Source organism: Pseudomonas sp. V88_4 (assembly GCF_029967985.1).
GTDB classification, from domain to species: Bacteria; Pseudomonadota; Gammaproteobacteria; order Pseudomonadales; family Pseudomonadaceae; genus Aquipseudomonas; species Aquipseudomonas glycinae.
Map to the genome: position 1 here is coordinate 75,614 of NZ_JASCAF010000030.1, position 24,390 is coordinate 100,003.

The 24,390-nt window shown below is 61.3% G+C and carries 20 protein-coding genes; 1 reads left to right on the forward strand and 19 read right to left on the reverse strand.

Annotated elements, in window-relative coordinates:
* Positions 1 to 32 precede the first annotated feature (32 nt).
* Both hldE and msbA read right to left on the reverse strand, forming a co-directional pair.
* Positions 33 to 1,454, reverse strand: coding sequence for a bifunctional D-glycero-beta-D-manno-heptose-7-phosphate kinase/D-glycero-beta-D-manno-heptose 1-phosphate adenylyltransferase HldE (hldE, locus tag QLG12_RS09590; RefSeq protein ID WP_282474375.1), 1,422 nt, complete (start codon positions 1,452 to 1,454; stop codon positions 33 to 35).
* Positions 1,455 to 1,654: 200 nt separating this feature from the next.
* Positions 1,655 to 3,457 (reverse strand): lipid A export permease/ATP-binding protein MsbA, encoded by a 1,803-nt coding sequence (gene msbA / locus QLG12_RS09595; RefSeq protein ID WP_282474376.1) that lies wholly within the window; start codon positions 3,455 to 3,457, stop codon positions 1,655 to 1,657.
* 154 nt (positions 3,458 to 3,611) lie between these two features.
* On the opposite strand from msbA, the gene QLG12_RS09600 reads away from it, so the two are divergent.
* Positions 3,612 to 5,474, forward strand: coding sequence for a bifunctional O-antigen ligase/aminoglycoside phosphotransferase family protein (locus QLG12_RS09600; RefSeq protein WP_282474377.1), 1,863 nt, complete (start codon positions 3,612 to 3,614; stop codon positions 5,472 to 5,474).
* A 39-nt stretch (positions 5,475 to 5,513) separates the two neighbouring features.
* Here the strand turns inward: QLG12_RS09600 and QLG12_RS09605 are convergent, their stop codons facing one another.
* The 17 genes from QLG12_RS09605 to QLG12_RS09685 form a co-directional block, all read right to left on the reverse strand.
* Positions 5,514 to 6,398, reverse strand: coding sequence for a glycosyltransferase (locus tag QLG12_RS09605; RefSeq protein ID WP_108563635.1), 885 nt, complete (start codon positions 6,396 to 6,398; stop codon positions 5,514 to 5,516).
* A gap of 14 nt (positions 6,399 to 6,412) precedes the next feature.
* Entirely contained in the window at positions 6,413 to 7,567 is a 1,155-nt protein-coding gene (locus tag QLG12_RS09610) for a glycosyltransferase (RefSeq protein WP_197869252.1), read from the reverse strand.
* Positions 7,564 to 9,009: a PIG-L family deacetylase gene (locus tag QLG12_RS09615; RefSeq protein ID WP_197869253.1), complete on the reverse strand. Its 1,446-nt coding sequence runs from the start codon at positions 9,007 to 9,009 to the stop codon at positions 7,564 to 7,566. Before QLG12_RS09615 ends, QLG12_RS09610 begins: the two co-directional genes overlap by 4 nt.
* Positions 9,010 to 9,017: 8 nt before the next feature.
* Positions 9,018 to 9,914 carry an antimicrobial resistance protein Mig-14 gene (locus tag QLG12_RS09620; RefSeq protein ID WP_282474378.1) on the reverse strand — a complete coding sequence of 299 codons (897 nt, stop codon included), beginning with the start codon at positions 9,912 to 9,914 and terminating at the stop codon, positions 9,018 to 9,020.
* Positions 9,914 to 11,044 carry a glycosyltransferase gene (locus QLG12_RS09625; RefSeq protein ID WP_197869255.1) on the reverse strand — a complete coding sequence of 377 codons (1,131 nt, stop codon included), beginning with the start codon at positions 11,042 to 11,044 and terminating at the stop codon, positions 9,914 to 9,916. Before QLG12_RS09625 ends, QLG12_RS09620 begins: the two co-directional genes overlap by 1 nt.
* Positions 11,028 to 12,785, reverse strand: a complete 1,758-nt coding sequence (locus QLG12_RS09630) for a carbamoyltransferase (RefSeq protein ID WP_007952261.1) — start codon at positions 12,783 to 12,785, stop codon at positions 11,028 to 11,030. Before QLG12_RS09630 ends, QLG12_RS09625 begins: the two co-directional genes overlap by 17 nt.
* A 225-nt stretch (positions 12,786 to 13,010) precedes the next feature.
* Positions 13,011 to 13,829 carry a DUF3800 domain-containing protein gene (locus tag QLG12_RS09635; RefSeq protein ID WP_282474379.1) on the reverse strand — a complete coding sequence of 273 codons (819 nt, stop codon included), beginning with the start codon at positions 13,827 to 13,829 and terminating at the stop codon, positions 13,011 to 13,013.
* Positions 13,808 to 14,143 (reverse strand): YceK/YidQ family lipoprotein, encoded by a 336-nt coding sequence (locus tag QLG12_RS09640; protein WP_236193122.1) that lies wholly within the window; start codon positions 14,141 to 14,143, stop codon positions 13,808 to 13,810. The genes QLG12_RS09635 and QLG12_RS09640 overlap by 22 nt, the downstream gene beginning before the upstream one ends.
* A gap of 159 nt (positions 14,144 to 14,302) precedes the next feature.
* Positions 14,303 to 15,754 (reverse strand): lipopolysaccharide kinase InaA family protein, encoded by a 1,452-nt coding sequence (locus QLG12_RS09645; RefSeq protein WP_282474380.1) that lies wholly within the window; start codon positions 15,752 to 15,754, stop codon positions 14,303 to 14,305.
* Positions 15,754 to 16,506 carry a lipopolysaccharide kinase InaA family protein gene (locus QLG12_RS09650; protein ID WP_064593014.1) on the reverse strand — a complete coding sequence of 251 codons (753 nt, stop codon included), beginning with the start codon at positions 16,504 to 16,506 and terminating at the stop codon, positions 15,754 to 15,756. Before QLG12_RS09650 ends, QLG12_RS09645 begins: the two co-directional genes overlap by 1 nt.
* On the reverse strand, positions 16,503 to 17,237 hold the full coding sequence (locus tag QLG12_RS09655) for a lipopolysaccharide kinase InaA family protein (protein WP_197869259.1): 735 nt from the start codon (positions 17,235 to 17,237) through the stop codon (positions 16,503 to 16,505). The genes QLG12_RS09650 and QLG12_RS09655 overlap by 4 nt, the downstream gene beginning before the upstream one ends.
* A complete protein-coding gene (gene rfaP, locus QLG12_RS09660) occupies positions 17,237 to 18,043 on the reverse strand; it encodes a lipopolysaccharide core heptose(I) kinase RfaP (RefSeq protein WP_108559264.1) in 807 nt (268 codons plus the stop codon). The genes QLG12_RS09655 and rfaP overlap by 1 nt, the downstream gene beginning before the upstream one ends.
* On the reverse strand, positions 18,044 to 19,165 hold the full coding sequence (locus QLG12_RS09665) for a glycosyltransferase family 4 protein (RefSeq protein ID WP_197869260.1): 1,122 nt from the start codon (positions 19,163 to 19,165) through the stop codon (positions 18,044 to 18,046).
* Positions 19,165 to 20,226, reverse strand: a complete 1,062-nt coding sequence (gene waaC / locus QLG12_RS09670; RefSeq protein ID WP_282474381.1) for a lipopolysaccharide heptosyltransferase I — start codon at positions 20,224 to 20,226, stop codon at positions 19,165 to 19,167. Before waaC ends, QLG12_RS09665 begins: the two co-directional genes overlap by 1 nt.
* 1 nt (position 20,227) lies before the next feature.
* Positions 20,228 to 21,262 (reverse strand): lipopolysaccharide heptosyltransferase II, encoded by a 1,035-nt coding sequence (waaF, locus tag QLG12_RS09675; protein WP_197869262.1) that lies wholly within the window; start codon positions 21,260 to 21,262, stop codon positions 20,228 to 20,230.
* 51 nt (positions 21,263 to 21,313) lie between these two features.
* Positions 21,314 to 24,253: a bifunctional [glutamate--ammonia ligase]-adenylyl-L-tyrosine phosphorylase/[glutamate--ammonia-ligase] adenylyltransferase gene (gene glnE / locus QLG12_RS09680; protein ID WP_282474382.1), complete on the reverse strand. Its 2,940-nt coding sequence runs from the start codon at positions 24,251 to 24,253 to the stop codon at positions 21,314 to 21,316.
* Positions 24,250 to 24,375, reverse strand: coding sequence for a hypothetical protein (locus QLG12_RS09685; protein WP_256579510.1), 126 nt, complete (start codon positions 24,373 to 24,375; stop codon positions 24,250 to 24,252). Before QLG12_RS09685 ends, glnE begins: the two co-directional genes overlap by 4 nt.
* Between the last annotated feature and the right edge of the window lie 15 nt (positions 24,376 to 24,390).

A 24,390-nucleotide genomic window follows, 5' to 3' on the forward strand; every position in this document is an offset into this window, starting at 1 on the left:
CACGCAGTACGAAACGATAAAGATCCATCTGATCAACGACTGCGGATTTTTTCGACAATCGCGGTCGTCGAACTGTTTTCTACCAGTCCCAGCACTTTCACGGTGCCGCCATAAGCCGTCACGATGTCGGCGCCGACCACCTGGTCAATCCCATAATCCCCGCCCTTGACCAGCACGTCCGGCTTGACCTCACGCAGCAGGTTTTCTGGCGTGCCTTCAGGGAAACTGATGACCCAGTCCACCGCCCCAAGCCCCGCCAGCACAGCCATGCGCCGGTCGACGCTGTTGATCGGACGGCCAGGCCCCTTGAGGCGGCTGACCGAAGCATCGTCGTTGACCGCGACGATCAAACGATCGCCTTGAGCCCGCGCCTGCTCCAGGTAGGTCACATGACCGGCATGCAGGATGTCGAAGCAGCCATTGGTGAAAACGATTTTTTCGTTGTGTGCACGGGCATCGGCCACCGCGAGCAGCAACTGCTCCAGGCCCAACACACCGCGCTCGGAACCTTCTTCACGCTGAATGGCGCGACGCAGTTCCGGGGCGCTGATGGCCGCCGTACCCAACTTGCCGACCACGATGCCCGCCGCCAGGTTGGCCAGCGCTACCGCGTGCGGCAGTTCTTCGCCAGCGGCAATCGCAGCCGCCAGGGTGGAAATCACCGTGTCGCCGGCACCGGTCACGTCGAACACTTCACGGGCCCGCGCAGGCAAATGCAGCGCCGGATGATCCGGACGCAACAAGGTCATGCCGTGTTCGCCACGGGTGACCAGCAGCGCGCCGAGATCCAGGTCATGCATCAGCGTCGCGCCCTTGGCCACCAGCTCGTGCTCATCGGCGCAACCGCCGACGATGGCTTCGAATTCGCTGAGGTTCGGGGTGATCAGGCTCGCGCCACGGTAGATCGAGAATTCCTTGCCCTTCGGGTCGGCCAGCACCGGAATGCCTTTGGCACGCGCAGCCTGAATCAGCGCCTGATGGTTTTTCAGGGCACCTTTGCCGTAGTCGGACAGCACCAGCACCTTGATGCCTTCCAGCAGGTCGTCGACCTGCGCGCCAAGGGCCAGTGCGTCGGTGGCGAACGGTTCTTCGAAGTCGATACGCAGCAATTGCTGGTGCCGGCTCATGACCCGCAGCTTGACGATGGTCGGCTGGTGCGCGATGCGCTGGAACAAGGCACGCACGCCCGCACCCTTGAGGCTGTTGCTCAGGCTGTCGGCGGCTTCGTCGTCACCGGTCACACCGACCAGCGACGCCGGCGCACCCAGCGCGGCAATGTTCAAGGCAACGTTGGCGGCACCGCCCGGGCGGTCTTCGATTTGCTCGACTTTAACGACAGGAACCGGCGCCTCAGGGGAAATCCGTGAGGTACCACCATGCCAGTAACGGTCGAGCATGACATCGCCGACCACCAAGACAGGGGCTTGATCGAATCGCGGCATGGACAACTTCATGGAGCAACCCACATACAAAATGAACAGGGGCGCGATATTAACACAGGGTTGGCGAAGGCTTGTGCGGCGGCTGCAACAGGATTGAAGCACTGGCCTTTTTGTGCACTTTTCAAGCAAGGAGGTCCTCAACCGACGACAGACCGCTGCAGCGAGAAAAAACGCCGGACGCATATTGCGCGCCCGGCGTCATCGAGGCCGGATCAGGCGATGTCTTCGGCCGGGGCGTCCAGACCCATGGCGTTGAGACGCGCGTAGTAGCCGTTCTGTGCCAGCAGGTCGTCGTGGGTGCCGCGCTCGACGATCCGGCCTTGATCCATGACCAGAATCAGGTCGGCCTTCTCGATGGTCGACAGACGGTGAGCGATCACCAGCGTGGTCCGGCCTTTCATCACTTGATCCAGCGCCGCCTGAATGTGCCGCTCCGACTCCGTGTCGAGTGCCGAGGTCGCCTCGTCGAGAATCAGCAACGGTGCGTTCTTGAGCAGGGCACGGGCAATCGCCAGACGTTGGCGCTGACCGCCGGAAAGCAGCACGCCGTTTTCCCCGACCTGGGTGTCCAGGCCTTGGGGCAACTGCGCAATGAAGTCCATGGCGTAGGCATCACGCGCGGCTTTCTCGATGTCTTCGCGCGGCGCCCCGGCCAGATCGCCATAGGCGATATTGTTGGCCACGGTGTCGCTGAACAGCGTGACGTGCTGGGTGACCTGGGCAATATGACGCCGCAGATTGAGCAGCTTGTATTGCTCCACTTCCACGCCATCGATCAGGATTTCGCCCTTGTCGTGGTGATAGAAGCGCGGAATCAGGTTGGCCAGGGTCGATTTTCCGCTGCCCGAACGTCCCACCAGCGCCACCATTTGTCCCGGTTCGACCGAGAAGCTGATGTCATCGAGCACCTGACGCTCGGTGCCCGGATAGGTGAAGCTCAGGTTGCTTACATCGAGGCGACCGCTGACCGAGTCGCGCTCGATCGTGCCGGTATCGACTTCAGGCTCGACGTCCAGTTGCTCGAAAATGCTTTCGGCACCGGCCACGCCCTTCTGGATGGTCGAACTGACTTCGGACAACTGGCGGATCGGTTTGGGCAGCAGGCCCGCCAGCGTGATGTAGGCCACCATGTCACCGGCCGAAGCGTCGCCGCGAAGGTACAGCACAAGGAACATCAGGATCGCCATGGCGCTGTAGATCACCAGTTGCAGCATGGGCGTGTAGATGGCCCCGGTGCGGGTCATGCGCAGCTGCTTGTCGGTATTGCCCTGACTGGCATTGAGGAAACGTTTCTCTTCGTAGGCTTCGCCGCCAAAGCTGCGCACCACTCGATAGCCCTGGATGGTTTCCGACGCCACGTGGGTCACGTCGCCCATGGCCAGCTGGATTTTCTTGCTCTGCTTGCGGAATTTCTTGCTCGCGGTGCGCACCATGACGGCGATCAGCGGCAGGATCGCGACCATCACCAGCGTCAGCTTCCAGTTCATGAACAGCAGGGAGGCGAACAGGAAGATCACCGTCATGCCTTCACGGATTACGACCTTGATCGCATCTGTTGCCGCCCCCGTGACCATCGTCACGTTGAAGGTGATACGCGAAATCAGGTGACCGGAGTTATGCTTGTCGAAATAACGGTTGGGCAGGACCAGCAGGTTGTTGAACAGCTGCACCCGCAGGTCATGCACCAGACCGAGGGAAACCTTGGCCAGAAAATAGTTGCCCAGATAGGATCCCAGGCCCTGCCACGCGGCGATCAGGATGATCAGCAGCGGTACGGCCTGCAACAGCTGCAGATCGCGCAGGTAAGGCACGCTGGGAAACAGCACTGCCTCGGGATTGGACAGGCCGTCCACAAAGTACTTGAGGATGTAGCCGAGCATCGGCTGGGTCGAGGCAAAAATCAGAAAACCGACGATGCTGATCAGGAACAGACTGATGTACGGCCGGACATAGCCGAGCAGGCGGAAGTAGATTTTCAAGCTCGAAGGGCTTGCGGCGGGACTGGAGTCGGTCATATCACGCGAAAGTCGATAAAAAGGACGCTGACTTTAGCACAGCTTGTTCAGGGTTCTGGCAATCGGCCAAAGGCTGTTATTGTTAGGCGTCTTTTTCAGCGTCAAATAGCCATCATCGAAATGGCCGATCAACTTCAGGATTGAATCTCTCAGCATGCAACTTCGCGGCTTCAGCAGTACGTCCAATCGAATTTTCGACTTCATCAGCCTGTGGATACTTCCCGTCGGCTACTTTCTGCTCTTGTGCGCGCTGTTCTTCCTGCCGGGTCGCAGTGTTCATCACAAGCTGTTTTACGGCTTGTTCAGCATTCCGACGCTGATTGCACTGTGCCTGCGCCCGCGGGAACTCAAAGAAATGCTGCGTGAGCCGGTGATCATTGCGCTGCTGCTGTTTGCCGCCTGGGCACTGCTGAGCCTTTGCTGGGGTCCGCAGGAAGAACCGATAAGCGGTATGTTCAAGCCCCCGCTGCATACCCTGATGCTGTTCGCCGGATGTGTCCTGCTGGTTCGCTACCGCAGCGACATTCTTTCGCCATTGTTGTTCGGCGCCGCGCTGGTGGCCCTGGTCGCAACGATCAGTTTCCTGATTCCATTCGTGCTCCACTCTGAACCCGGCGAGCGCCTGATCGGTGGTGGCGCGTTCGACAACCCTTTGCTCAGCTCCCATCTGTTCGGATTTTTCTGCGCCTATTGGCTCAGTCTGAGCATGACCTGCAAGAATCGCCGGCTGTACTGGCTCAGCATTCCCGCGATGCTGATCATGTTCATGGCCGTGATCGGAACCGGCTCGCGCACCCCGCTGATGGCGCTGACCATGGCGGCATTGTGGCTGAGCCTGATTTGCTGGAACCGTCGCTCGCTGGTGCTGCTGGGGGCATTGGCGGTCGGCGGCGCAACCACGTCGGTGCTGTTCTCGAAGATGATCATCGAACGCGGCGACTCCTACCGTTTCGAAATCTGGCAGCAAGCCCTGGAAAAAATCGCTGAACACCCATGGATCGGCCACGGCTACAACGCCACACTGGCGATTGATCCAGGTGTCGGTTACAGCTTCCAGGAACCCCACAGCTTTGCGCTGGGCGTGCTTTATTACGTCGGCATCCTCGGCATGCTGCCGTGGCTGTTTTTTCAGGCCTGGGGCTTGCTGAGCAGTTGGCGCCAGCGCGTGCAGCCGCTGCTGATCATCGCCTCGACCTGGCTGGTGTTCGGCATCGGTGCCGGGCTGACCGAGGGTGGCGGGATCATTTCGCGCCCCAAGGAGCATTGGTTCCTGCTGTGGATTCCTTTGGCGCTGATTGCAGCCCTGAGCATCAATCAACGGGCCCGACGCCTTTTGACAATGCCGGTACAGAAGCTTTCGGCATCCGCTCTGCAACAGCTCGGCAACGGCGCCCAGGTCATCGAGGAAGACGGACTCGGTCCGAAGGTCCTGCGTCTGGCCGATGGCAGTTTTCTCAAGCTGTTTCGCCGCCGTCGCTGGTATACCTCGGGCAGTTTCAACCCGTATTCCGAGCGGTTTGCCGTCAACAGCGAACAGTTGCGCCGGATGGGCATTCCCACACCCCAGGTGCTGAACCTGTATCGCCTCGACGACGGCAGCAGCGCCGTGCATTACACGCCGCTGCCGGGCCACACTCTGCGCCAGGTCCTGCAGGGCATCACCGCGCCGGCAGTGCGACAGGCGCTGGTGGAACGTTTTGGCAAATTCATGGCCGGCCTGCATGAGCAGGGCGTGTATTTCCGCTCGCTGCATCTGGGCAATGTACTGGTGCTGGAGGATGGCGAGTTCGGGCTGATCGATCTGGCCGACCTGCGGATCTACCCTTCGCCCCTCAGCCTGTCACTGCGTCAGCGTAATCTGCGCCACATGCAACGCTACACCGTCGACCAGCGCTGGCTGTTCGAGGATCACTTCGAGGCGCTGCTCCAGGGGTATGCCGTAACGGCGTCGAAATCCGCCGTAGAGAATCTGCACAGGCAAGTGCTGGCCGGCAACGCGCCGGCTCGGGTTCATTGATGATTCAGACCAGTCCGTTCAGTGCGAGCGACAACGACCTCAGTCTTTTTCCAGCGGCAAAAACAGTAACCGACCCAGCCCGCGCCAGGTCTTCTTGTTCCAGGCCTTGAAAGGAATCTGCGCCAGCAGCTCCCGCGCCAGTTTGCGGTCGCGGCTGGCGGTCTTCAGAAACATCGAATTGAGCGACTTGTAGCGCACTTCGTCGTACAGCGGATGATCGCTGAACCGCGCGTAGGTGCGCAGGATGTTTTCGATCATGAAACGGTGGTTCTTGTAGGAGTTGGTGGCGTGCTTGCGATAGCGCGCCATGACCACGTTCAACCCATCGATGAAGTACCCGGCGCGGGTCACTTTCAGTTCGATGTACAGATCCTCCAGACGAATCGTCGGATCGAACCCGCCCACCTTGTCCAGTGCTTCGCGGCGAATCATCAGGGTCGGCGCCGGCGGGTAAGGTTTGCGCTCCAGAAACATGTCATCGAAATCCAGGCGCCGGAACGGCACGTCCCGGCGCTGACGCTTCTCCGGATAGAGATTGCCGTCGGCATCCATCAACTCGATGTTGCCGGCACAGATGCCCACTTCCGGCTTGCCGTCCATGTAGGCGACCTGTGTCGCGATCCGGTCCGGGTACATGATGTCGTCGGAACCGAACGGCACGATCAGACTGCCCTTGGCCCGCGCGATCGCGCCATTGAGCGTATTGGTCAGGCCCTGGTTCTGCTGCACCCGGAAATCGAAGCCGTGCTTTTCCTGCAAGGCCTGGATGCGCTCGACGCTATCGTCCTTCGAACCGTCATCGATCACCAGCAGCTCGATGTTCCGGTAGGTCTGATTGATGACACTGAGGATGCTTTCCTCGATGTACGGCCCGTGGTTGTAGGACGCGATGATGACGGTGACGAGGGGCTGGGCACCGCTCACGGCACTTGTATCGCTCATGGCTGTTCCTTGCGGGCCTGCTCCAGGCCGGAGTCGATCAGATTCAGGTATTCCTGGCGGAAAACCTCGATGTCGTGCTGTTCCTGCAGGTAGCGGTAAGCCTGCTCGCCCTTGGCCTCGAGCTCGTCATCCGAGAGCGCGAGGTAGGTGTCCAGAGCCGCCGTCAGGCTCGGTACGTCCTTGGGTGTGATTGACAAGCCACCGGCACCTTCGATCAGCGGCAACATGGCCGGCACGTTCGAGGCAATTACCGGCAGGTGCCCGCTCATGCCTTCCAGCAAGGCCAGACCGAGGCCTTCGGCCAGCGACGGCATGGTCCAGATATCGAACGCGCGCACGTATTGCAGGGCATTTTCCTTGAAGCCCAGCAGGTGCGCCCGGCCAGTCAGGCCCAACTGTTCGATCTCGGCCGCCAGCGGCGCCTGCAGGCGTCCGGCACCGATGATTGCCAGCTGGGTGTTCGGGTATTTGTCTTTGAGTTGAGCGAAAGCCTGCAACAGGTAAGTGTGGCCCTTGACCGACACCAGCCGCCCCAGTGCCCCGATCAGGCGCACATTCGGGTCGATACCGAGCAATTCACGGGCACGCTCGCGGCTGTGCTGCAAACCCTCGGCCTGTTCGATGTCGATGGCGTTGGTGATGGCGTAGGTGTTCTGGTCAGTGAAACCGCAATTGCAATCCAGCAGGTACTGCTTGACCGCTGGCGACACCCCGACGAACCGCCAGTGCCGGTCGATCAGGCGCTGAGTCTGGCGACGACGGTAAAAGCGGTCGTACTCGCCGAAACCGTGGGAAATGCCGATGCACAGCGGCACCTTCAACCAGCGGTTGAGCGTCAGCATCATGTTCACCGGCTTGAAGCGGTTGCAGATCACCACGTCGAATTTCTCCCGACGGCAGAACTTGTACAGCTGCCACATCGCCCGCAGGCGCATGCCCTTGAGGGACTTGTCGGAAAACTCGAAATACACCGAACGGTCGGCACGGCTGACCGCCTCGCCCGGTCCGGGTTTGCCGCGCAGGAAGGCGGCGGTCACTTCGTAACGGTCGGTCGGCAGCGCCTTGACGATCTGTTCGGCGAGGTCGGCGAAATCATGGGATTTGACGTTGTAATCGGGCTGCAGCTGCAGCACCTTTGCGCGTTGACTCATACCTCTCCCCGGTGCGATGCCGTCGCCCCTGTTTCGCTCTGCTTCAGTACCCAGAACAACTCCTGGCGTCTGATTGCTTTGCGGAAAAATTCGTTCTCGCCATAAACCGACGGACGCCGACCGGCCAGCAGTCGCTGAAACAACCGGCGCAGGCGACGCTTGAACGGGGCCGGTGGCTGCAGGTCATGCATCATGCCCAGCGCCATGGCCTTGTCCCGTTGCAATTCGATCGACAGCGGCAGGCACAGCGGCTGCATCGCGAGGGTCGCATCGAACGTCGGCGGCAAGGCGATGCCCTGCCCGCTGTCGCCCATCGGCCAACGGTCGTTGTCGTGCAAGTGGTTGGCGTAACCGAGCAGCGTCGGCTGCCATTCGAGGCCGCGCAAGGCTTCCAGCACCGCCTCTTGGGCGCAGATGTGATCGGGATGCGGATCCAGCGTCGGGTGCGGCATCACGATCACATCCGGGCGCGCGCGGGACAGCACGTCACGCAGGTCGGCCAGCAGGTTGTTCCAGGTCGGCGCGCCGTCGGCATCGCCGGGCAGGACAAACGGATTCAGCTGACGGAACATCCGCGTGTCGCTCAGATCGGCTTCGCGCGAGCCAATGGGTTGATTCGGTGCAGCCTGCATCGCCGCCAGTTGCAGGCAGAAATACCCGAGCTGCACGCAGTGTTCCTGCGGCACGCCGGCCCAGCGCGGTACGGCCAGGCTGTCCCAGGCGCGCAGACGCCCCTTGAGCCGCGCCGCCTCGACCTTGTTCAGGCCCATCCGTTGATAATGTTCGGCTTCGATCTCGCCGGCGGTCAGGGTCACAATCCAGGCTTCTTTGGCCTGGCTGTACAAACCGTAGGCAGCCAGTTCGGCATCGTCGGCGTGAGGCGCGATGACCATCACCCGCTGCTGGCGGTAGTCCGGTTGTTCCAGCGCCCACAGCACCGGCTCGCCGGACACCCGGCAAAAGCGCCCGCGCAGACGCAACTGGCCTTGCGACAGGGCCTGCGCCTGGCCGCTGAGGTTCAGATAACGCAGGCCGTTAACGCCGCGTTCGAACGTCTGCGCGTCGGGATGGGTGCCCCCGACCAACTCGATCCGAGGATCGAAGAAGCGTCCCAGCCAGCTGCTTTTGACCTTCACGGCGAGGATCAGCGTGGCGTCGTCCACCAGCATCACACCTTCGTCGAGGCGCAACTGTTCGCCGTTCAGATGCACCTTGGGCTGCGGAGTGAACGGCGGAAAGCTGTATTGGTAATCGTCTTTCGGCGAATAGAACAGGTGATCGGCGAACCACGCCTCATGGGCAATCCAGCCAATGACCGCCAGCACCGGCGGCAGCCACCAGGCCACCAGCAAGCCAAGGGCGATCAACACGATCAGTGCGATCAGCAGGCCGATTCGTTTATTGCGCCGGTGACGCTTGAGCAGTTGCTGTTTGCGGCTCATGGGTTGACTCATACGGTGAAGACCGGCACAGGATTGCACCAGCGATCCTTGTATTCACGGTCGGCGCGACCGAAGGAAAAGCGCAGCGGCTTGTTCAGGCCCCGGGCATGTTCCCAGGCAGATTGCGTGTTGAGGAAACTCAGGACGCTGCCGGGGCTGAATTCGCGGGTTTCAGGGTCGACGCCGCCGTTGATGTACTCGACGCTGATCCACTCCGGGGCTTCGACGCGGTACACCAGTTGGATGGCGATCGGCGCATCGTTGAGGAAGATCACCGAGCCGATCAACAGCTCGCGCAACAACTCGATGACCTCGGCCATGCGTGCCGCGCCAGTGGCCGGGAAACCCCAGCGGCGCTGGAACAGGTCGCAGTAGATCGCCGCCAGTTCCGCACTGGAGAAGTCGCTGACCGGCCGCACCACGCCGCCCGCCTCTTCCAGCAGGCGCAGTTCACGGCGCTGGTTGTAGCGAAACTTCTTCGACAGTTCTTCGGGGGTACGGGCCATGGCCAGTTGTTCGGTCTGCAACTTGAGGCCGCTGAAGCGGTTTTCGTTGAGCGCCGACAGGTAGCGCCCGCGATGGCGCAGCGGGGCCTGGACATCGGCGGCGGCCGGCAGGATCAGCTCGGCGTTGCCAAGATCGAACAGGCCTTTCTTGCCGTTGCGCTTGAGAACGTCCTTGGACAAGGCCAGGTCGCGGCCCCAGGTCGGGATTGCGGCTTTGATTTCGCCCTGCTGCTCCCACGCCAGATAGCGCACCGGGATGCCGGCCAGATTCGCCAGCCGCTCGACCACCATGGGATGAGTCGCGACGCTGCCGCCAAAACGCTGCCAGGCCTGTGCATAAGTTGAGGCGTCAACGGGCGACCAGCCACGTTCGCGCCAGCCTTGAAATCGGTTGAGCATCAGCCCCTCGGTGCCAGATCGGTAACTTGCGGCAAATGCCAGAACGTGTCGCGTACGGCTCGATCGGAGAAGCGCTCACGCAGGCGGTCGAACATCATCTCGGCGCACTGACGACGCTGCTGCTCGTCCATGCCGGCCAGATGTTTCAGGCCTTGGGCCAGATGCTCGGCGTCACCCAGCGGAAACAGGATCCCGACGCCTTCGACCACTTCCTTCGCCCCGCCGCACGCCGTGGCCAGCAACGGCACGCCGGCGGCCATGGCCTCCAGCAGCACCATGCCAAACGGCTCATTGTCGGAACTCAGGGCAAACACATCGAACGCCCGGAAGTAATTGCGCGCGTCCGGCACCTGGCCCAGAAACAGCACCCGATCCCCGACGCCCAGCTCACGGGCAAGTGTCTTGAGTTCATCCTCAAGCCGCCCCTCGCCGAGAATCACCAGTTGGCTATTGGCCGGCAGACCGGGCAGCGCTGCGGCAAAACCGTGCAGCAGCGTGGCCTGATCCTTGTCCGGGTGCAGACGACCGACATTGCCGACAATGAAGGCATCCGCCGACAGACCAAGGGTTTCGCGGGCTTCACGGGCGGACACCTGACTCATCTGCAACGCGGAGATATCGATGCGGTTGTAGAGGGTCTGGATGCGCGCTGCCGGCCATTTCGGCAGGCAACGGCGAATGTCGTTCCGCACCGCATCGGACACGCCGAGCAGGCTCAGACGCTTGCGGAAAATGTGCGCAAAGAGTTTGCGCGTGCCGCGTTGGTAATCGCCAAACGCGTGATGCACACCAATCACCGGCAGCGAAGTACCGAGCAAGGCGATGTAGATCGGCTTGAAACGATGGGCGATGCAGAAACTGAAATTGCGGGAAGCGGCGATCTTGCGCAGATCGCCGATGGCGCCCAGCTTCAGGCCACGAATGGCCTTGGAGCTGTATTCCATGAACAACACTTCATCGGAGGCGCAGGCTGCGGCCACCTCGCTATCGGCGGCCCCGGTCAGAAAGACCGTGGTCACCCGATAACCGGTACCCGCGAACAGGCTGGCGTACTGCCGCGCGCAGTCCAGGAACGGCCCGTCATAGCCGTGGGAGAACTGCAGCACATGGCGTTCAGCCGAGCGTGTCATAAGCGTTTGCGCCTTCTTTGACCACCAGGATGTCTTCCATGATCAGGTATTGCAGATCCGAGCCGAAAAACATGTTCAGTGCGTCGGTCGGCGAGCAGATCATCGGTTCGCCACGGCGGTTGAGCGAGGTGTTCAGGGACACGCCGTTGCCGGTCAGCACTTCCAGCGCCTTCATCATGTCATAGTAGCGCGGGTTGTATTCGCGCTTGAGCACCTGGGCCCGGGACGTGCCGTCTTCGTGGACGACTTCCGGCACGCGGGTCTTCCACTCTTCCGCCACTTCGAAGGTGAAGGTCATGAACGGCGCCGGGTGATCGATCTTGATCATCTGTGGCGCAACGGTGTCGAGCATCGACGGGCAGAAAGGCCTCCAGCGCTCGCGGAACTTGATCTGGTGGTTGATGCGGTCAGCCACGCCAGCCACGCTCGGGCAACCGATGATCGAACGACCGCCCAGCGCGCGCGGACCGAACTCCATGCGGCCCTGGAACCAGGCCACCGGGTTGCCATCGACCATGATTTTGGCGATCTGCTCCGGCATGTTGTCAAGCTTGCGCCAGGTCGGCTTGTTCTCGTGACGGGCACATGCGGCGATCACGTCTTCGTTGCTGTACGACGGGCCGAGGTAGACGTGTTCCATCTTCTCGACCGGCACGCCACGGGCGTTGGACACATAGGCCGCTGCGCCGACTGCGGTGCCGGCATCGCCGGAGGCAGGCTGCACGAACAGTTCCTTGACGTCGTCCCGGGCGATGATTTTCTGGTTGAGCTTGACGTTCAACGCACAGCCACCGGCATAGGCCAGTTTGCCGGTTTCCTTGAGCACGTCGCCCAGGTAGTAGTCGATCATCTGCAGCGCGATTTTTTCGAACAGCGCCTGAATGCTGGCAGCGTAGTGGATGTACGGCTCGTCGGCGATGTCGCCTTCGCGCTTCGGGCCCAGCCACTCGATCAGCTTCGGCGAGAAGTAGTAACCCTTGCCCTTCTCTTTATAGCGACGCAGGCCGATCACGTTGGCGTAGTCGGTGTTGATCACCAGCTCGCCGTTTTCGAACGAAGCCAGGCGCGAGAAATCGTATTTGCTGGCGTCGCCGTACGGCGCCATGCCCATGACCTTGAACTCGCCGTCGAGCATGTCGAAACCGAGGAACTCGGTGATCGCGCCGTAGAGGCCGCCGAGGGAGTCCGGATCGAAGAATTCCTTGATCTTGTGGATCTTGCCGTTCTCGCCATAACCGAAGAAGGTCGTGGCGTACTCGCCCTTGCCGTCGATGCCGAGGATCGCGGTTTTCTCTTTGAAACCCGAGCAGTGGTAGGCGCTGGAAGCGTGGGCCAAGTGGTGTTCAACCGGCTCGATCTTGATTTTCTTCGGATCGAAACCCAGTTGCTCCAGGCACCAGACGATCTTGTTGCGATAGCGCTTGTAGCGACGGTTGCCCATCAGGATCGCGTCGAGTGCACGGTCCGGGGCGTACCAGTAACGCTTGGCGTACTGCCAGCGGGCCTTGCCGAAAATGCTGATCGGAGCGAACGGAATCGCGACCACGTCAACGTCGGACGGCTTGATGCCTGCCTGTTCCAGGCAGAACTTCGCCGATTCGTAGGGCATGCGGTTCTTTGCATGTTTATCGCGCACGAAGCGCTCTTCTTCAGCCGCCGCGACCAGCTTGCCGTCGATGTACAAGGCTGCTGAAGGATCATGGCTAAGGGCGCCGGACAGGCCAAGAATCGTCAATGCCACAGGGGTCTAGCCTCTTAAGTCTGCATTCAGGCGCGATGCGCCTTGAAAAATGATGTGCCCTCGCACCCGGCGAGAGACAGCTAAAGGGCGGGATTATAGCTTAAAAGCGCCGACAAACCTCTAGCGGAACTGGCCGGCCGGTGCGTTGACACTCAAGTAGCATCGACATAGACTCCAGCACAAATGGACTGGGAGATCCCGGTCGGCGCTAATGCCTCGGTGAGATCACCGGGGCTTTTCGCTTTCTGTGGATGGGAAAATCTTCAACCCCCAATTCTCGAAACCCTCTCCAACTTTGCTCCGCCCCCCGCTGCAATAGAACTTACGCCTGAGCACGTCAAAAGCACGGTTTCCCTGACCCGCCTTCAACACGCTCATGCCAATAGGCCTCGCAACAAGATCGGCTAGCTGCAGGCCGGTGGAATTCACCTGTTTGGTTGCAAAAGCGATGTCAAACGGCAGTTGAATACCCCATCGATTCGCCCCACCACACATCCTGCGAAACTCCAACTCAAGCTCGTTATCCTCTCGCTTTCCTCGGCGCTCGAAAATCACGTGCGTCAGTGCCCCTTGTTGATTCTTCTCCTGCAAAAACTCATAGAGCGTTTCCAGACAAAAGCCGAGAGCGAGGTGATAAGGATTGTGTCCCGTGCCTTGTTTTTCACGAAGGGAAGCCTTGTCTACGACGCAACTGATCAGAACGAAGTTGCTGGCTTCAATGATGCAAGTCAGCTCCTCAAGAAAAGCATTCTTGTGCTCTCTGGACATGAAGAGGCCAGAAAACGCTCCTTTTTCTTTACGAATTTCGAGCTCATGCAGACCGATCAGATCGTGACCCATGTGTGCAAACTTGAATTTCTGTAGAGCAGGAATGACTTTCTCGCAGTAATGCCTCTTATGAAAGACACAAAACGCGAGCACGAAGACTGGATAGTTGGAGTCCAGTGTCTGCATCCCATGATCACCGCTCTCATCGACATAAACGATGACATCGCTGTACTCACTGGTTGGGGGCAAGGTATTTACCCACGGCTTGGCCGCCAATAAACACTGATATTCCCGTCCACCGCCTGGCGATAGATCGTGTACGGCAGAAAAGCCGTGTCGAACACACCGGACAGGGTCAGGTCGAGCAGGACGACCGGTACCAGAATACCGGTAGGATCAGGCGGCGCGTGCAGCAGGCAGAAATCATGGGCGAGTCCGCTGTAGATGCGCGGAATCGACTGGCAGTAGGTCTTCTGTTTGCGCAGGCCGCGCGTGGCGCCGTCGTCGTCCTGCAACACCGTGACAGCGGTGCCGCAGCCGGCCAGTGCCAGGGAAAATGCGCCGATAGTGACAGCCGTTTTGATGGTCAAGATTTGCCCTCCGGGAACGTCGGGGCAAACTAACATCGGGATTTTGCGGGGGGCAGTTCATGGGTTCCGGGAAGGTCGTAGGACAAGTCACAAGGATTTGTCACTACAACCCTCACCCGGATTCAACTGTAGAAATGTCTTACGCGCTGGCGAAAATAATCACGCAGTGCCCGCTAGATCCTTGGGCAAACGCTGATCAATCACCTGATACAGCGCACTGCTCTCAGGCCAGTTGCGCATGAACCGCGCACGATCCCGGGCATAGGCAGGGGCGAAGCTGCCCAGCGAGCCGTGCTGGCACATCGAATCCAGATCGATCAATGCCCAGCGGTCTTCCTGCCAGAACAGGTTATGCCCCTTGAAATCGCCATGGCTGATGCGCTCGGCGATCAGCCGTGCAAACAGTTGATCAAGCGCCTGCAACTCGCCTTCCGGCGCCTCGCCGCTTTCAACGTACGGCGCAAAGCGTTCGATGATGTCCGGCCCGGCCAGGTGTTCGGTGATCAGATAGGCCTTGCTGCGCAGCCAGAGAAAACGGGTTTCCAGCACCGCCAGCGGTTTGGGCGTGGCGATGCCGAGGAACGCCAGGCGATTGCCTTCGCGCCAGGAATGCCAGGCGCGGCTCGGGCGCCAGAAGCGTTTGAGCCAATGGGCAAAATTCTTGATGTTGTAGCGTTTGATCACCAGCGCACGCCCGGCGACCTCGACCTTGCCGACACTGGCCGCGCCGCCGGTCTTGTACAGGTGACCCTGATCGAGCAAGGCATCGGCCTGCTCCAGCACCGGCAGCATCGCGGACTCTTCCTCGCGGCGAATCGACCGCAGAGCAAATGCGCCGCGCTTGACGCTGAACAGCGTGCATTCACGACCGACCTTGATCAGGTAATCCTTCAAGCGCCAGGCGCGCACCTTGTCGATCTGCTTTTGCAGGGCTTCCAGCGGCAATGCATGCTCGCTGTTGCTCAGCAGGTAATACACCAGCAATTCTTCGGTAAACGGCTCGAGCGACTTGGGCAACTGGGCGAAAAACACCCCGAGGTTTTCCAGCACTTTCTGCCGGGACAACGGCTGGCCGGCGTTTTCCGCACAGATACCTGCGCCATCGATCAGATACAGCTGACCGCCATGGCGCAGCAGGTTGTCCAGGTGCAGGTCTTCCTGCCACAGGCCTTTGCCGTGCAATTGACCGATGGCGCCAAGCGCTTCGGCCAGCACCGCCGATTGTTCGTCGGCCAGCACCGGCAGGGATTCGACCTTGCTCCAGGCATCGCCCAGACTCTCGGCGCCTTCAAGGAACTCGAACAGCAACCAGCCGCCTTCGCCATCCTTCAGACCATCAGCCAGCAGCAACGGCGTGGTCATGCCCTGGGCGGCGAGCAGTTTCACCCCTTCCAGCTCACGCTGAAAATGTCGCGCGGCCTTGTTGCCGACCAGTAACTTGGCCAGCACCGGACGCCCGCGCCACACACCGGCACCGACGTAACGCTGCCCAGGCAACACGCGCAACAGACTCAGCAATTGCAAGTCCGCAGGACCGGCCGCATCTGCGAGGGCTACCGACAGTGGCAGTTGCGGGGTTCGCCCGACACCGGTCAGCTCGGACAGCTGCATCAGCGGGTCTCCTTGTGGCTACGTCGTGCGGTCAGCCGGGCGAGCCAGCTGTCGAGCAGCGAGCTGTCGGCGGGCTGATCGAGGTAAGCCGCCAGCAACTCACGCAATTGCGCGTCGCTCCACTCCGGTGCGCGGCGTTGCAGCGGCTCCAGGTCCTTGATCCGGTCACGCATGCCGAACAATAACGGTCGGGTTTTTTCCAGGTCGATCAGTTGCGCCTGGTACTCGTCACCGTTGGCCCGCAGAAAAATGTGCTTGGGATAGAAACAGCCGTGCACCTGGCGTACGCCGTGCAGATGCCGAGCCAGCAGCCCGCAGGCCTTGAGGATCGCCGTTTGTTGCGTTGCACCGAGTTGCGACCAGCGCGCCAGCAGCGACTCAAGGTCGCTCCAGCCATCCAGCGCGCGAGTCAGCAGGATCGCGCGGATTTCGCCGTCGACTTTGCGCTCACCGAAAAAAGCCGCTTGCAGCGCAGGAATGCCAAGTTTGCGATATCGGCTGATATTGCGAAATTCTCGGGCAAAACTGGGTTCGCCGAACGGCGCATGCAGGGTGCGGGTCAGGTAATTGCTCTGGCGCTTGAGGTAGTAACCCTGGCCTTCCAGTTCCAGACGAAACACGCTGCTCCAGCCGCCACGGGCGGTGTTGGGTTCATCTACAGCCTCAAGCTGCTTGGCCCACAGGGCGTCAAAAGTACCTAGACCGTGGCGTTCAAGCAGTGCACGGTCTTCTTCGGCGAGAAAATCAGTCATTCGCGTCCCTCGAAAAATCTCACCACGTGGCGAATCCGTTGCTTGTCGGCGGCATTCAGCCGGTCACGCTGGCGGTATTGCAGGTAGAAGCGCAGGCGCTGGGTGTTCGACAGGTGATACTTGGCCACCTTGTCGAGGCAGGCCAGATCCTTGGTGATCCGATACTTGAGCCAGAAACCGCGCCAGAAATCGCCGTTCGGGCAATCGATCAGATACAACTGCGCCTGATCGTCGATCAGCAGGTTGCGCCACTTCAGATCGTTATGGGTAAAGCGATGGTCGTGCATGACCCGGGTGTAACCAGCCAGTTGCCGGCTGACGCCGTCGACCCAGACGCGATCCCTGAGCTTGGGATCGTTGCGTTCGGCCAGTGCCGACAGGTCTTCGGTGCGCGGCAGTTCACGGGTAATCATCGCCCCGCGATCGTAGGCCATGCCGTTGCGCTCCAGGCCCCACGCCACCACTTCGGCGGTGGGAATGCCCCACTTGGCGAAGCGCTTGAGGTTCTGCCATTCCATCTTCACCCGGGGCTTGCCCAGATAACGGCGCAAGCCTTTGCCGGCGCCGACGTAGCGCTTGACGTAATAGTTGACGCCGTTGAGCTGCACGCGAATGACTTCGGACAAAGGATCGCGGGTCAGGCGCTCGCCCTGAAGGGCAAATACCGCTTCGAGGCTACCGAAATACTGCGCAAGTTCACTGTACTCAGGCTCCAGATTCCAACCCGCCATCAGAGCGCATCCCCGTAACGCTGCTTGCGCGCGTAGAGCTTGTTGGCCTTGCCTTCAAGCCAGCTCAGCAACGGCGCTTCTTCAGCCAGGATCTGGCGCAGCGGTTGCTGAAAATAGCCTTTGAGAAAACGCAGCTTGTCGCGACGGGTCAGGCCGATGTCCAGCGCGGAAAAGTACAGCGCCGCCAGATCCTTGTTGCGCCAGCGCTGGGTGATCGCCGGGCGGGTCTGGGCACGGTGCAGATCGATCACCGAGAGTTTGAAATCTTCGGGAGTCACCGGTTTGTCGGTGTGCAGCAGAAAGTGGCAGATGTAGCAGTCGCGGTGGTTGACCCCGGCGCGGTGCATCATGCCGGTCATGCGCGCGACCTCGGCGATCAGCGCCCGCTTGAGTTTTGGCTGCGGCGGTTGCTTGACCCAGTCGATGCTGAAGTCTTCCAGACTGATGGTCGGTGCCAGCTCTTCGGTGACGATGAACGAATGCTGATCCGCCGGGTTGCTGCCCTTCTCGCCGTACGCAACGGCGGTCATGGTCGGCACGCCGACTTCCTGCAAGCGCTGGATGGCTTTCCATTCCTGACCCGCGCCGAGCACCGGCAGCTTGGCGGTCAGCAGGTTCTTGAAGATCTCACCCCAACCGATGCCCCGGTGGATCTTGACGAAAAAGCCATTGCCGTCGACTTCCGTGCGCAACGTCCGGCGGGCTTCCAGCTCGCGGTACACCTCGCCCTGCAAGCCCTCGACCTCGGCGAACGGATCGCGTCCGGCCCACAGGCTCTTGAAAGGTTCAGCCAGCATCAACTTCATTTAAGCGTGCTCCGCCAGAATCACATCGGCCGCGTGCTGCGGCATGCTGTAGAGGTCGGCCGTCTCGGCGAAGGCCAGACCGTTGCGGCTCCAGGCCGCCCGTGCAGCGTCGTCGTTCAACATGTCAGTCAGGTATTGCGCCAGTTGCGCCTGATCGAACGGCTCGTCCAGCACCCGCCCGGCGTCGGCCTCGGCGATGTAATGAGCGTAACCGCAGACCGCGCTGACCAGCACCGGCAACCCGGCGACCAGCGCTTCAAGCAGCACCGTACCGGTGTTTTCGTTGTAAGCCGGGTGGATCAACAGATCGGCGCCGAGCAGGAAACGCGGGATATCGCTGCGCCCCTTGAGGAACGTCACGTTGTCGCCCAAGCCCAGCGTCGCGCTCTGCATCTGGAACAATTTGGGGTCATCCTGGCCGATTACAAACAGCCGGGTGCGTTTCTTCAGATCGGCAGGCAAGGCGGCCAGCGCTTTCAGGCTGCGATCGACACCCTTGGTCTTGAACCCGGAACCGATCTGCACCAGCAGCAGTTCGTCGTCCTTCAGATTGAATTCGGCGCGAAAACCGGCGCGAATCCGGTCGGCATCCGCAGGGCGCCGACGGTCCTGGGCGATGCCCGGCGGCAGCAGGTGGAAGCGCTCCAGCGGCGTGTCGTAATGTTTGATGAACAGCGGCTGCTGCACTTCGGAGATCATCAGCACTTCGGTTTTCGCGTCTTTGGCGAACACCGCGCGCTCGTACTCGGCGAAGTGGCGATAGCGACCCCAGCGGCGGTACAGCGAGTGGCGCAGGTTCTGCGCCTTGTCCTCGAAGCAGCCGTCGGCGGCGTAGTAGACGTCCAGCCCCGGCATCTTGTTGAAGCCGATCAGGCGATCCACCGGGCGCTTGGCCAGGTCCGCTTCCATCCACGCGCTGAGTTTTTCATTGCGCCGATGATTGAAGAACGCCTTGACCGGCGCCACCAGTACTTCGAAACCGGGAGGCACGTCGCCTTCCCAGATCAGGGTGTAGACGCGGATCTGGTGCCCGCGCTTCTGGCATTCGAGGGCGATGCGCATGAAGTCGCGCTGCAAACCGCCGAACGGGAAATATTTGTACAGGACAAAAGCCAATTGCATCAGCGCAGCTCCTCAGCCATCAACAACGTGCTCAGTCGGCTGGCAACACGCTCGGGATTCAGACGCGTGAAGCACAGAGGCCACTCGCGTTTCAGGTCAAACTGACGGGCATCCTGCGCGGTCGGTTGATACGTACATTTCTTTTGCAGGCACGGCGCGCACGGGAAATCGCTGCCGAGGTGAATCTGCAATTTGCCGTAGGCGCCGGTCAGGCCCGGATTGGTCGGGCCGAACAGGGAAATCGTCGGCACGTCCAGCGCCGCGGCCAGATGGCCAAGACCGGTGTCCACCGCGACACAGGCCTGGGCACCAGCGAGCACCTTGCCGACCCCGGCCAGGTTCAGCTTCGGCAGCACTTCGGCGTGTTTGAAACCGGCGGCGATGCGCTCGGCCCGGGCCTTCTCCAGCGGGTTGCCCCACGGCAGCTTGATCCCGACGCCGAGGTAGCCGACCCGTTCGGTCAGCTCGCGCCAATAGGCTTCCGGCCAGTGTTTGGTGTCCCAGGTAGTGCCGTGGAGGAACACCACGTAAGCATTCTTGCGCGGCAGTTCGACCAGACGCTCGACGTTGAGGCCGTAATCGCCCAGGCCTTTGGGCAAGTCGTAACCCAAAGCAATGGCGAACAACTGGCGCACGCGCTCGACGGCGTGCTGCCCACGGGCTACCGCCAGTTTGCGGTCATAAAAACGCGCGGCGATCGGTTCGCGGGCCGAGCTCTTGTCGAGACCGGCTACCGGGGCCTTGACATAGCGGGTCAGCCAGGCGCTTTTCAGCAGGCCTTGAGCGTCGATCACCAGGTCATATTTGTTCGCCCGAACGGACTGCTTGAAGCGCTTCCATTCGCCGCCGGTGATGGTTTTCCAGATATTTTTGCGCCAGCGGCGAATCGCCACCGGAATCACTTTGCCTACGGCCGGGTGCCAGGTCGGAATCTCGGCGAAGCCTTCTTCCACCACCCAGTCGAACTTGATCCCGGGAATCGCCCGGGCGGCGTCGGTCAGCGCCGGCAACGCGTGAATCACGTCGCCCAGCGATGAAGTCTTGATCAGCAATACCCGCAAGTTAATGAACCTCGACCACAGAGCCCTGCAAACGCTGCAAGGCATCGTTGACCGCGTCCGGCATCAGCTGGCGCAGGCAGTTGTAATGGCCGAAACGGCAGGTGCGGTCGAAGCAAGGGCTGCAATCGAGGCCCAGACGGACGATTTCCACGTGCTCGGCCAGCGGCGGGGTGAAACCCGGCGAGGTCGACCCGTAGACCGCCACCAACGGACGATTCAGCGCGGCGGCCACGTGCATCAGGCCGGAATCGTTGGAAACGACCGAGTCGGCGCAGGACATCAGGTCGATGGCCTCGGCCAGCGAAGTACCGCCGCTCAGATTCACCGACTCTTCACGCAGCCCCGGAATCAGCCGCGCGCGGATGTCTTCGCCGACCGCGTGATCGTTCTTCGAACCGAACAGCCAGACCTGCCAGCCTTCGCGAATCCGCGCTTCGGCGACCTTGGCGTAATGCTCGGACGGCCAGCGCTTGGCTTCACCGAATTCGGCGCCGGGGCACAACACCAGCACCGGACGGTCGAGGGTCAGGCCGAACCTGGCCAATGCGGCCTCGCGGGTCACCGGATCGATTTGCAGGCTCGGGCGCGGATAGGGTTTCGGCAGCTCGGCGTTCGGCTCGTAAGCCAGAGCCATGAAACGCTCGATCATCAGCGGATAACGTTCTTTATCCAGCGTGCGCACGTCATTGAGCAGGCCGTAGCGGAATTCGCCGCGCCAGCCGGTGCGTTTCGGGATGCCGGCGAAGAACGGCACCAGCGCCGACTTCAAGGAGTTCGGCAACAGGATCGCCTGGTCGTACTGGCCGGCCAGGGATTTGCCGATCCGCCGACGGGTCGCCAGCTCCAGCGCGCCGTGGCCGAGCGGGAAGCTCAAGGCCTTGCGCACTTCGGGCATGCGTTCGAGGATCGGCCGGCTCCACTCCGGGGCCAGCACGTCGATTTCGCACTGCGGGTGGCGCTGCTTGAGACACTGAAACAGTGTCTGCGCCATCACCATGTCACCGACCCAACTGGGCCCAACGATCAGAATATTCATGTGGTTTCCATAAACGAACCGGGGAGGCTTTACACCTCCCCGCCTCGAGAATCAGCTTAGCCCCAGCTCACGCCAGATCCGCATCACCTGCCGCCGTTCGTCCGCGAACTGATCGCCCGGTATCACCCCGGCGTCCTTCTGCAAGGCCTGCCGGTGGGCGGCGGAACGATAGGCCTTATAGGCCTCGCGCAACAGGCTGGCGTCTTCGGCCGGCATCAGCCCTTCGTGTTCCAGCTCTTCCAGAATGCGGATATTGTCCGTCCAGCGCAGCAACGCCGGGTGGGTCTGCGACCACGCCAGGGCCGCGTATTGCACCATAAATTCAACATCGACGATACCTCCGGCGTCCTGCTTGAGGTCGAACGGCGCCGTGGCCTCGAAGGCATTCGCCCCAGTACCGGCGGCGGTGCTCTTGCTGCCGAGGTTGTCGCGCATCTTGGCGCGCATCTCGCTCACTTCCTGTTGCAGTTTCGCCAGATCCCGCGCCTTGCCCAGCACCTGGGCCCGCACGCTCTCGAAGGCCTGGCCGACATCCTGGCTGCCCACCAGCACTCGCGCCCGCACCAGCGCCTGATGTTCCCAGGTCCAGGCTTCATTTTCCTGATAGCGCGCAAACGCACCGAGCGAACTGACCAGCAGCCCCGACGCCCCGGACGGACGCAGGCGCATGTCCACTTCGTACAGCTGGCCCGAGTTGGTCTGCGCCGTCAGCAAGTGAATGATCCGCTGGCCGAGCCGGGTGAAGAATTGCGTGCCATCAATCGGTTTCGGGCCATCGGTTTCGGCCTGCTGATCACCATCGTGGATGAACACCAGATCCAGATCCGAACCATGCCCCAACTCGATCCCGCCGACTTTCCCATAACCGACAATGATGAAGCCGGGATCGCACAGCGTACCGTCAGTGCGCAGCGGCGTGCCGTACTTGGCCACGGTCTGGCGCCAGGCCAGCGCCAGCACTTGCTCCAGAATCGCCTCGGCCAGCCAGGTCAGGTAATCGCTGACTTTCATCAACGGCAGGCTGCCGGCGATTTCCGAAGCGGCGACGCGCAAGCGGTGCGCCAGTTTGAAATGGCGCAGGGCTTCCATCTGTTGTTCGAGGTCGTCTTCCGGGATCCGGGTCAGGCGCTCGCGCAACTCGGCGGCCAGTTCCGGCGCCAGCGGCGGCTTGAACAGCCGGCCTTCGTTGAGCAATTCATCGAGCAGCAGCGGGAAACGGGTGATCTGCTCGGCGATCCACGGGCTGGCAGCGCACAACGTCAGCAAGCGGCGCAGCGCGCCGGGGTTTTCGGTCAGCAACACCAGATAAGCCGAACGCCGGGCCACCGCTTCGACCAGCGGCAGAACGCGCTCCAGCACCAGATCGGGATTTTCATGCTCCACCGCCTGAGCGAGCAGGCGCGGAATAAAGGCATCCAGACGCTCGCGCCCCAAACGCTGCATCGCTCGCAACTGCGGGCTGGCACGCAGGCTCGCCAATGCCTTCAAGGCCTTGGTCGCGTCAGCGAAACCGCCCTCCTCCAGCTGGCGACAGGCAGCCTCTTCGTCCTGAGCCTCTTCCCACAGGGGCAGCCATTCTCCGCCGACCACCACTTCACTCTCGGCGCCTTCGTCCTCATCGGGATCGGCGATCACTTGCGCGAAGTGCCAGGCCACCCGGCCGCGCCAGAACATCAGCTTCTCGTGGAACGCTTCCCAGTCGGCGAAACCGAGCATGAACGCAATGCGCGCCTGATCCTGAGCGCTGTCCGGGAGCATCTGGGTCTGACGGTCGGCAATCGCCTGGATCGCGTGTTCGGTGTAACGCAGGAATTCGTAACCTTCGCGCAGCTCGCTGATGACGGCCGGCGGCAGATAGCCCTGCCCTTCAAGCGTGCTCAACACCTTTAATAGAGGGCGCTGTTGCAGACTCAGGTCGCGTCCGCCGTGAATCAGTTGAAAGGCCTGGGCGATGAACTCGACTTCACGGATACCGCCAGAGCCAAGCTTGATGTTGTCGGCCATGCCCTTGCGCCGCACTTCCTGCTGGATCAACTGCTTCATGGTGCGCAGCGCTTCGATTGCCGAGAAGTCCAGATAACGCCGGTAAACGAACGGCCGCAGCATTTCCTGCAACTGCTCGCCCGCCACCTGATCGCCGGCCACCACCCGCGACTTGATCATCGCGTAGCGTTCCCAGTCGCGGCCCTGATCCTGGTAATACTGCTCCAGCGCATTGAAGCTCAGCACCAGCGCACCGGACGAGCCGTACGGGCGCAGGCGCATGTCGACGCGGAACACGAAACCGTCGACGGTGATCGGGTCGAGGGCCTTGATCAGGCGCTGGCCGAGACGAATGAAGAATTCCTGATTGTCCAGCGGGCGCTTCACGCCGACGGTTTCGCCGCCCTCGGGGTAGGCGAAGATCAGATCGATGTCCGAGGACAGGTTCAGCTCGACCGCGCCGAGCTTGCCCATGCCGAGTATGACCATCTGCTGCGGTTCGCCGCTGCGCCGACCGGTCGGCGTGCCGAACTGGTCGCAATGGCGGCGGTACAACCATTGATAGGCCTGATCGATGCTGGCGTCGGCCATGTCCGAAAGGTCGCGGCAAGTCTGCACCAGATCGGCCTGACGGTTGAGGTCGCGCCAGATGATCCGCACCTGATGCCGGGTGCGCTGGCGACGCAGGACGCGGCCCAACTCATCTTCGGTCTGCGCAGTGCTCACCGCCTCTGCAATCTGCCCGCACAACTCGCCGCGGGCGAACGGCCGGTCCAGTTCGCCGGACTGCACCAGCGACAACAACATCAAAGGGTCACGAACGCTCTGTTCAATGACGAAATCGCTGGCGGCGCTGACGCGGGCGAACTGCGCCCAGCGTTCCGGCGTCCAGGACGAGAAGCCGTGATCGTCTTCCAGTTGCGCGACGGCCGCACGGAACGACTGCTCCGATCGGCTGACCAACGGCAGGAGAATGGCGGGCAGTTCGGCAAGCGCGGGCAGGGTCATGGTCTATCCTTGATCGGCGTGTAAATGGCCGCTTGTAGTGATAATTGAAAAACCGCTACGCGAAGGACTGTCGAACAAAAGTGAGAAATAGCTGAAATTTCTTTTTCTTTGGCAGCCAGCATCAAACTTTCACCTTT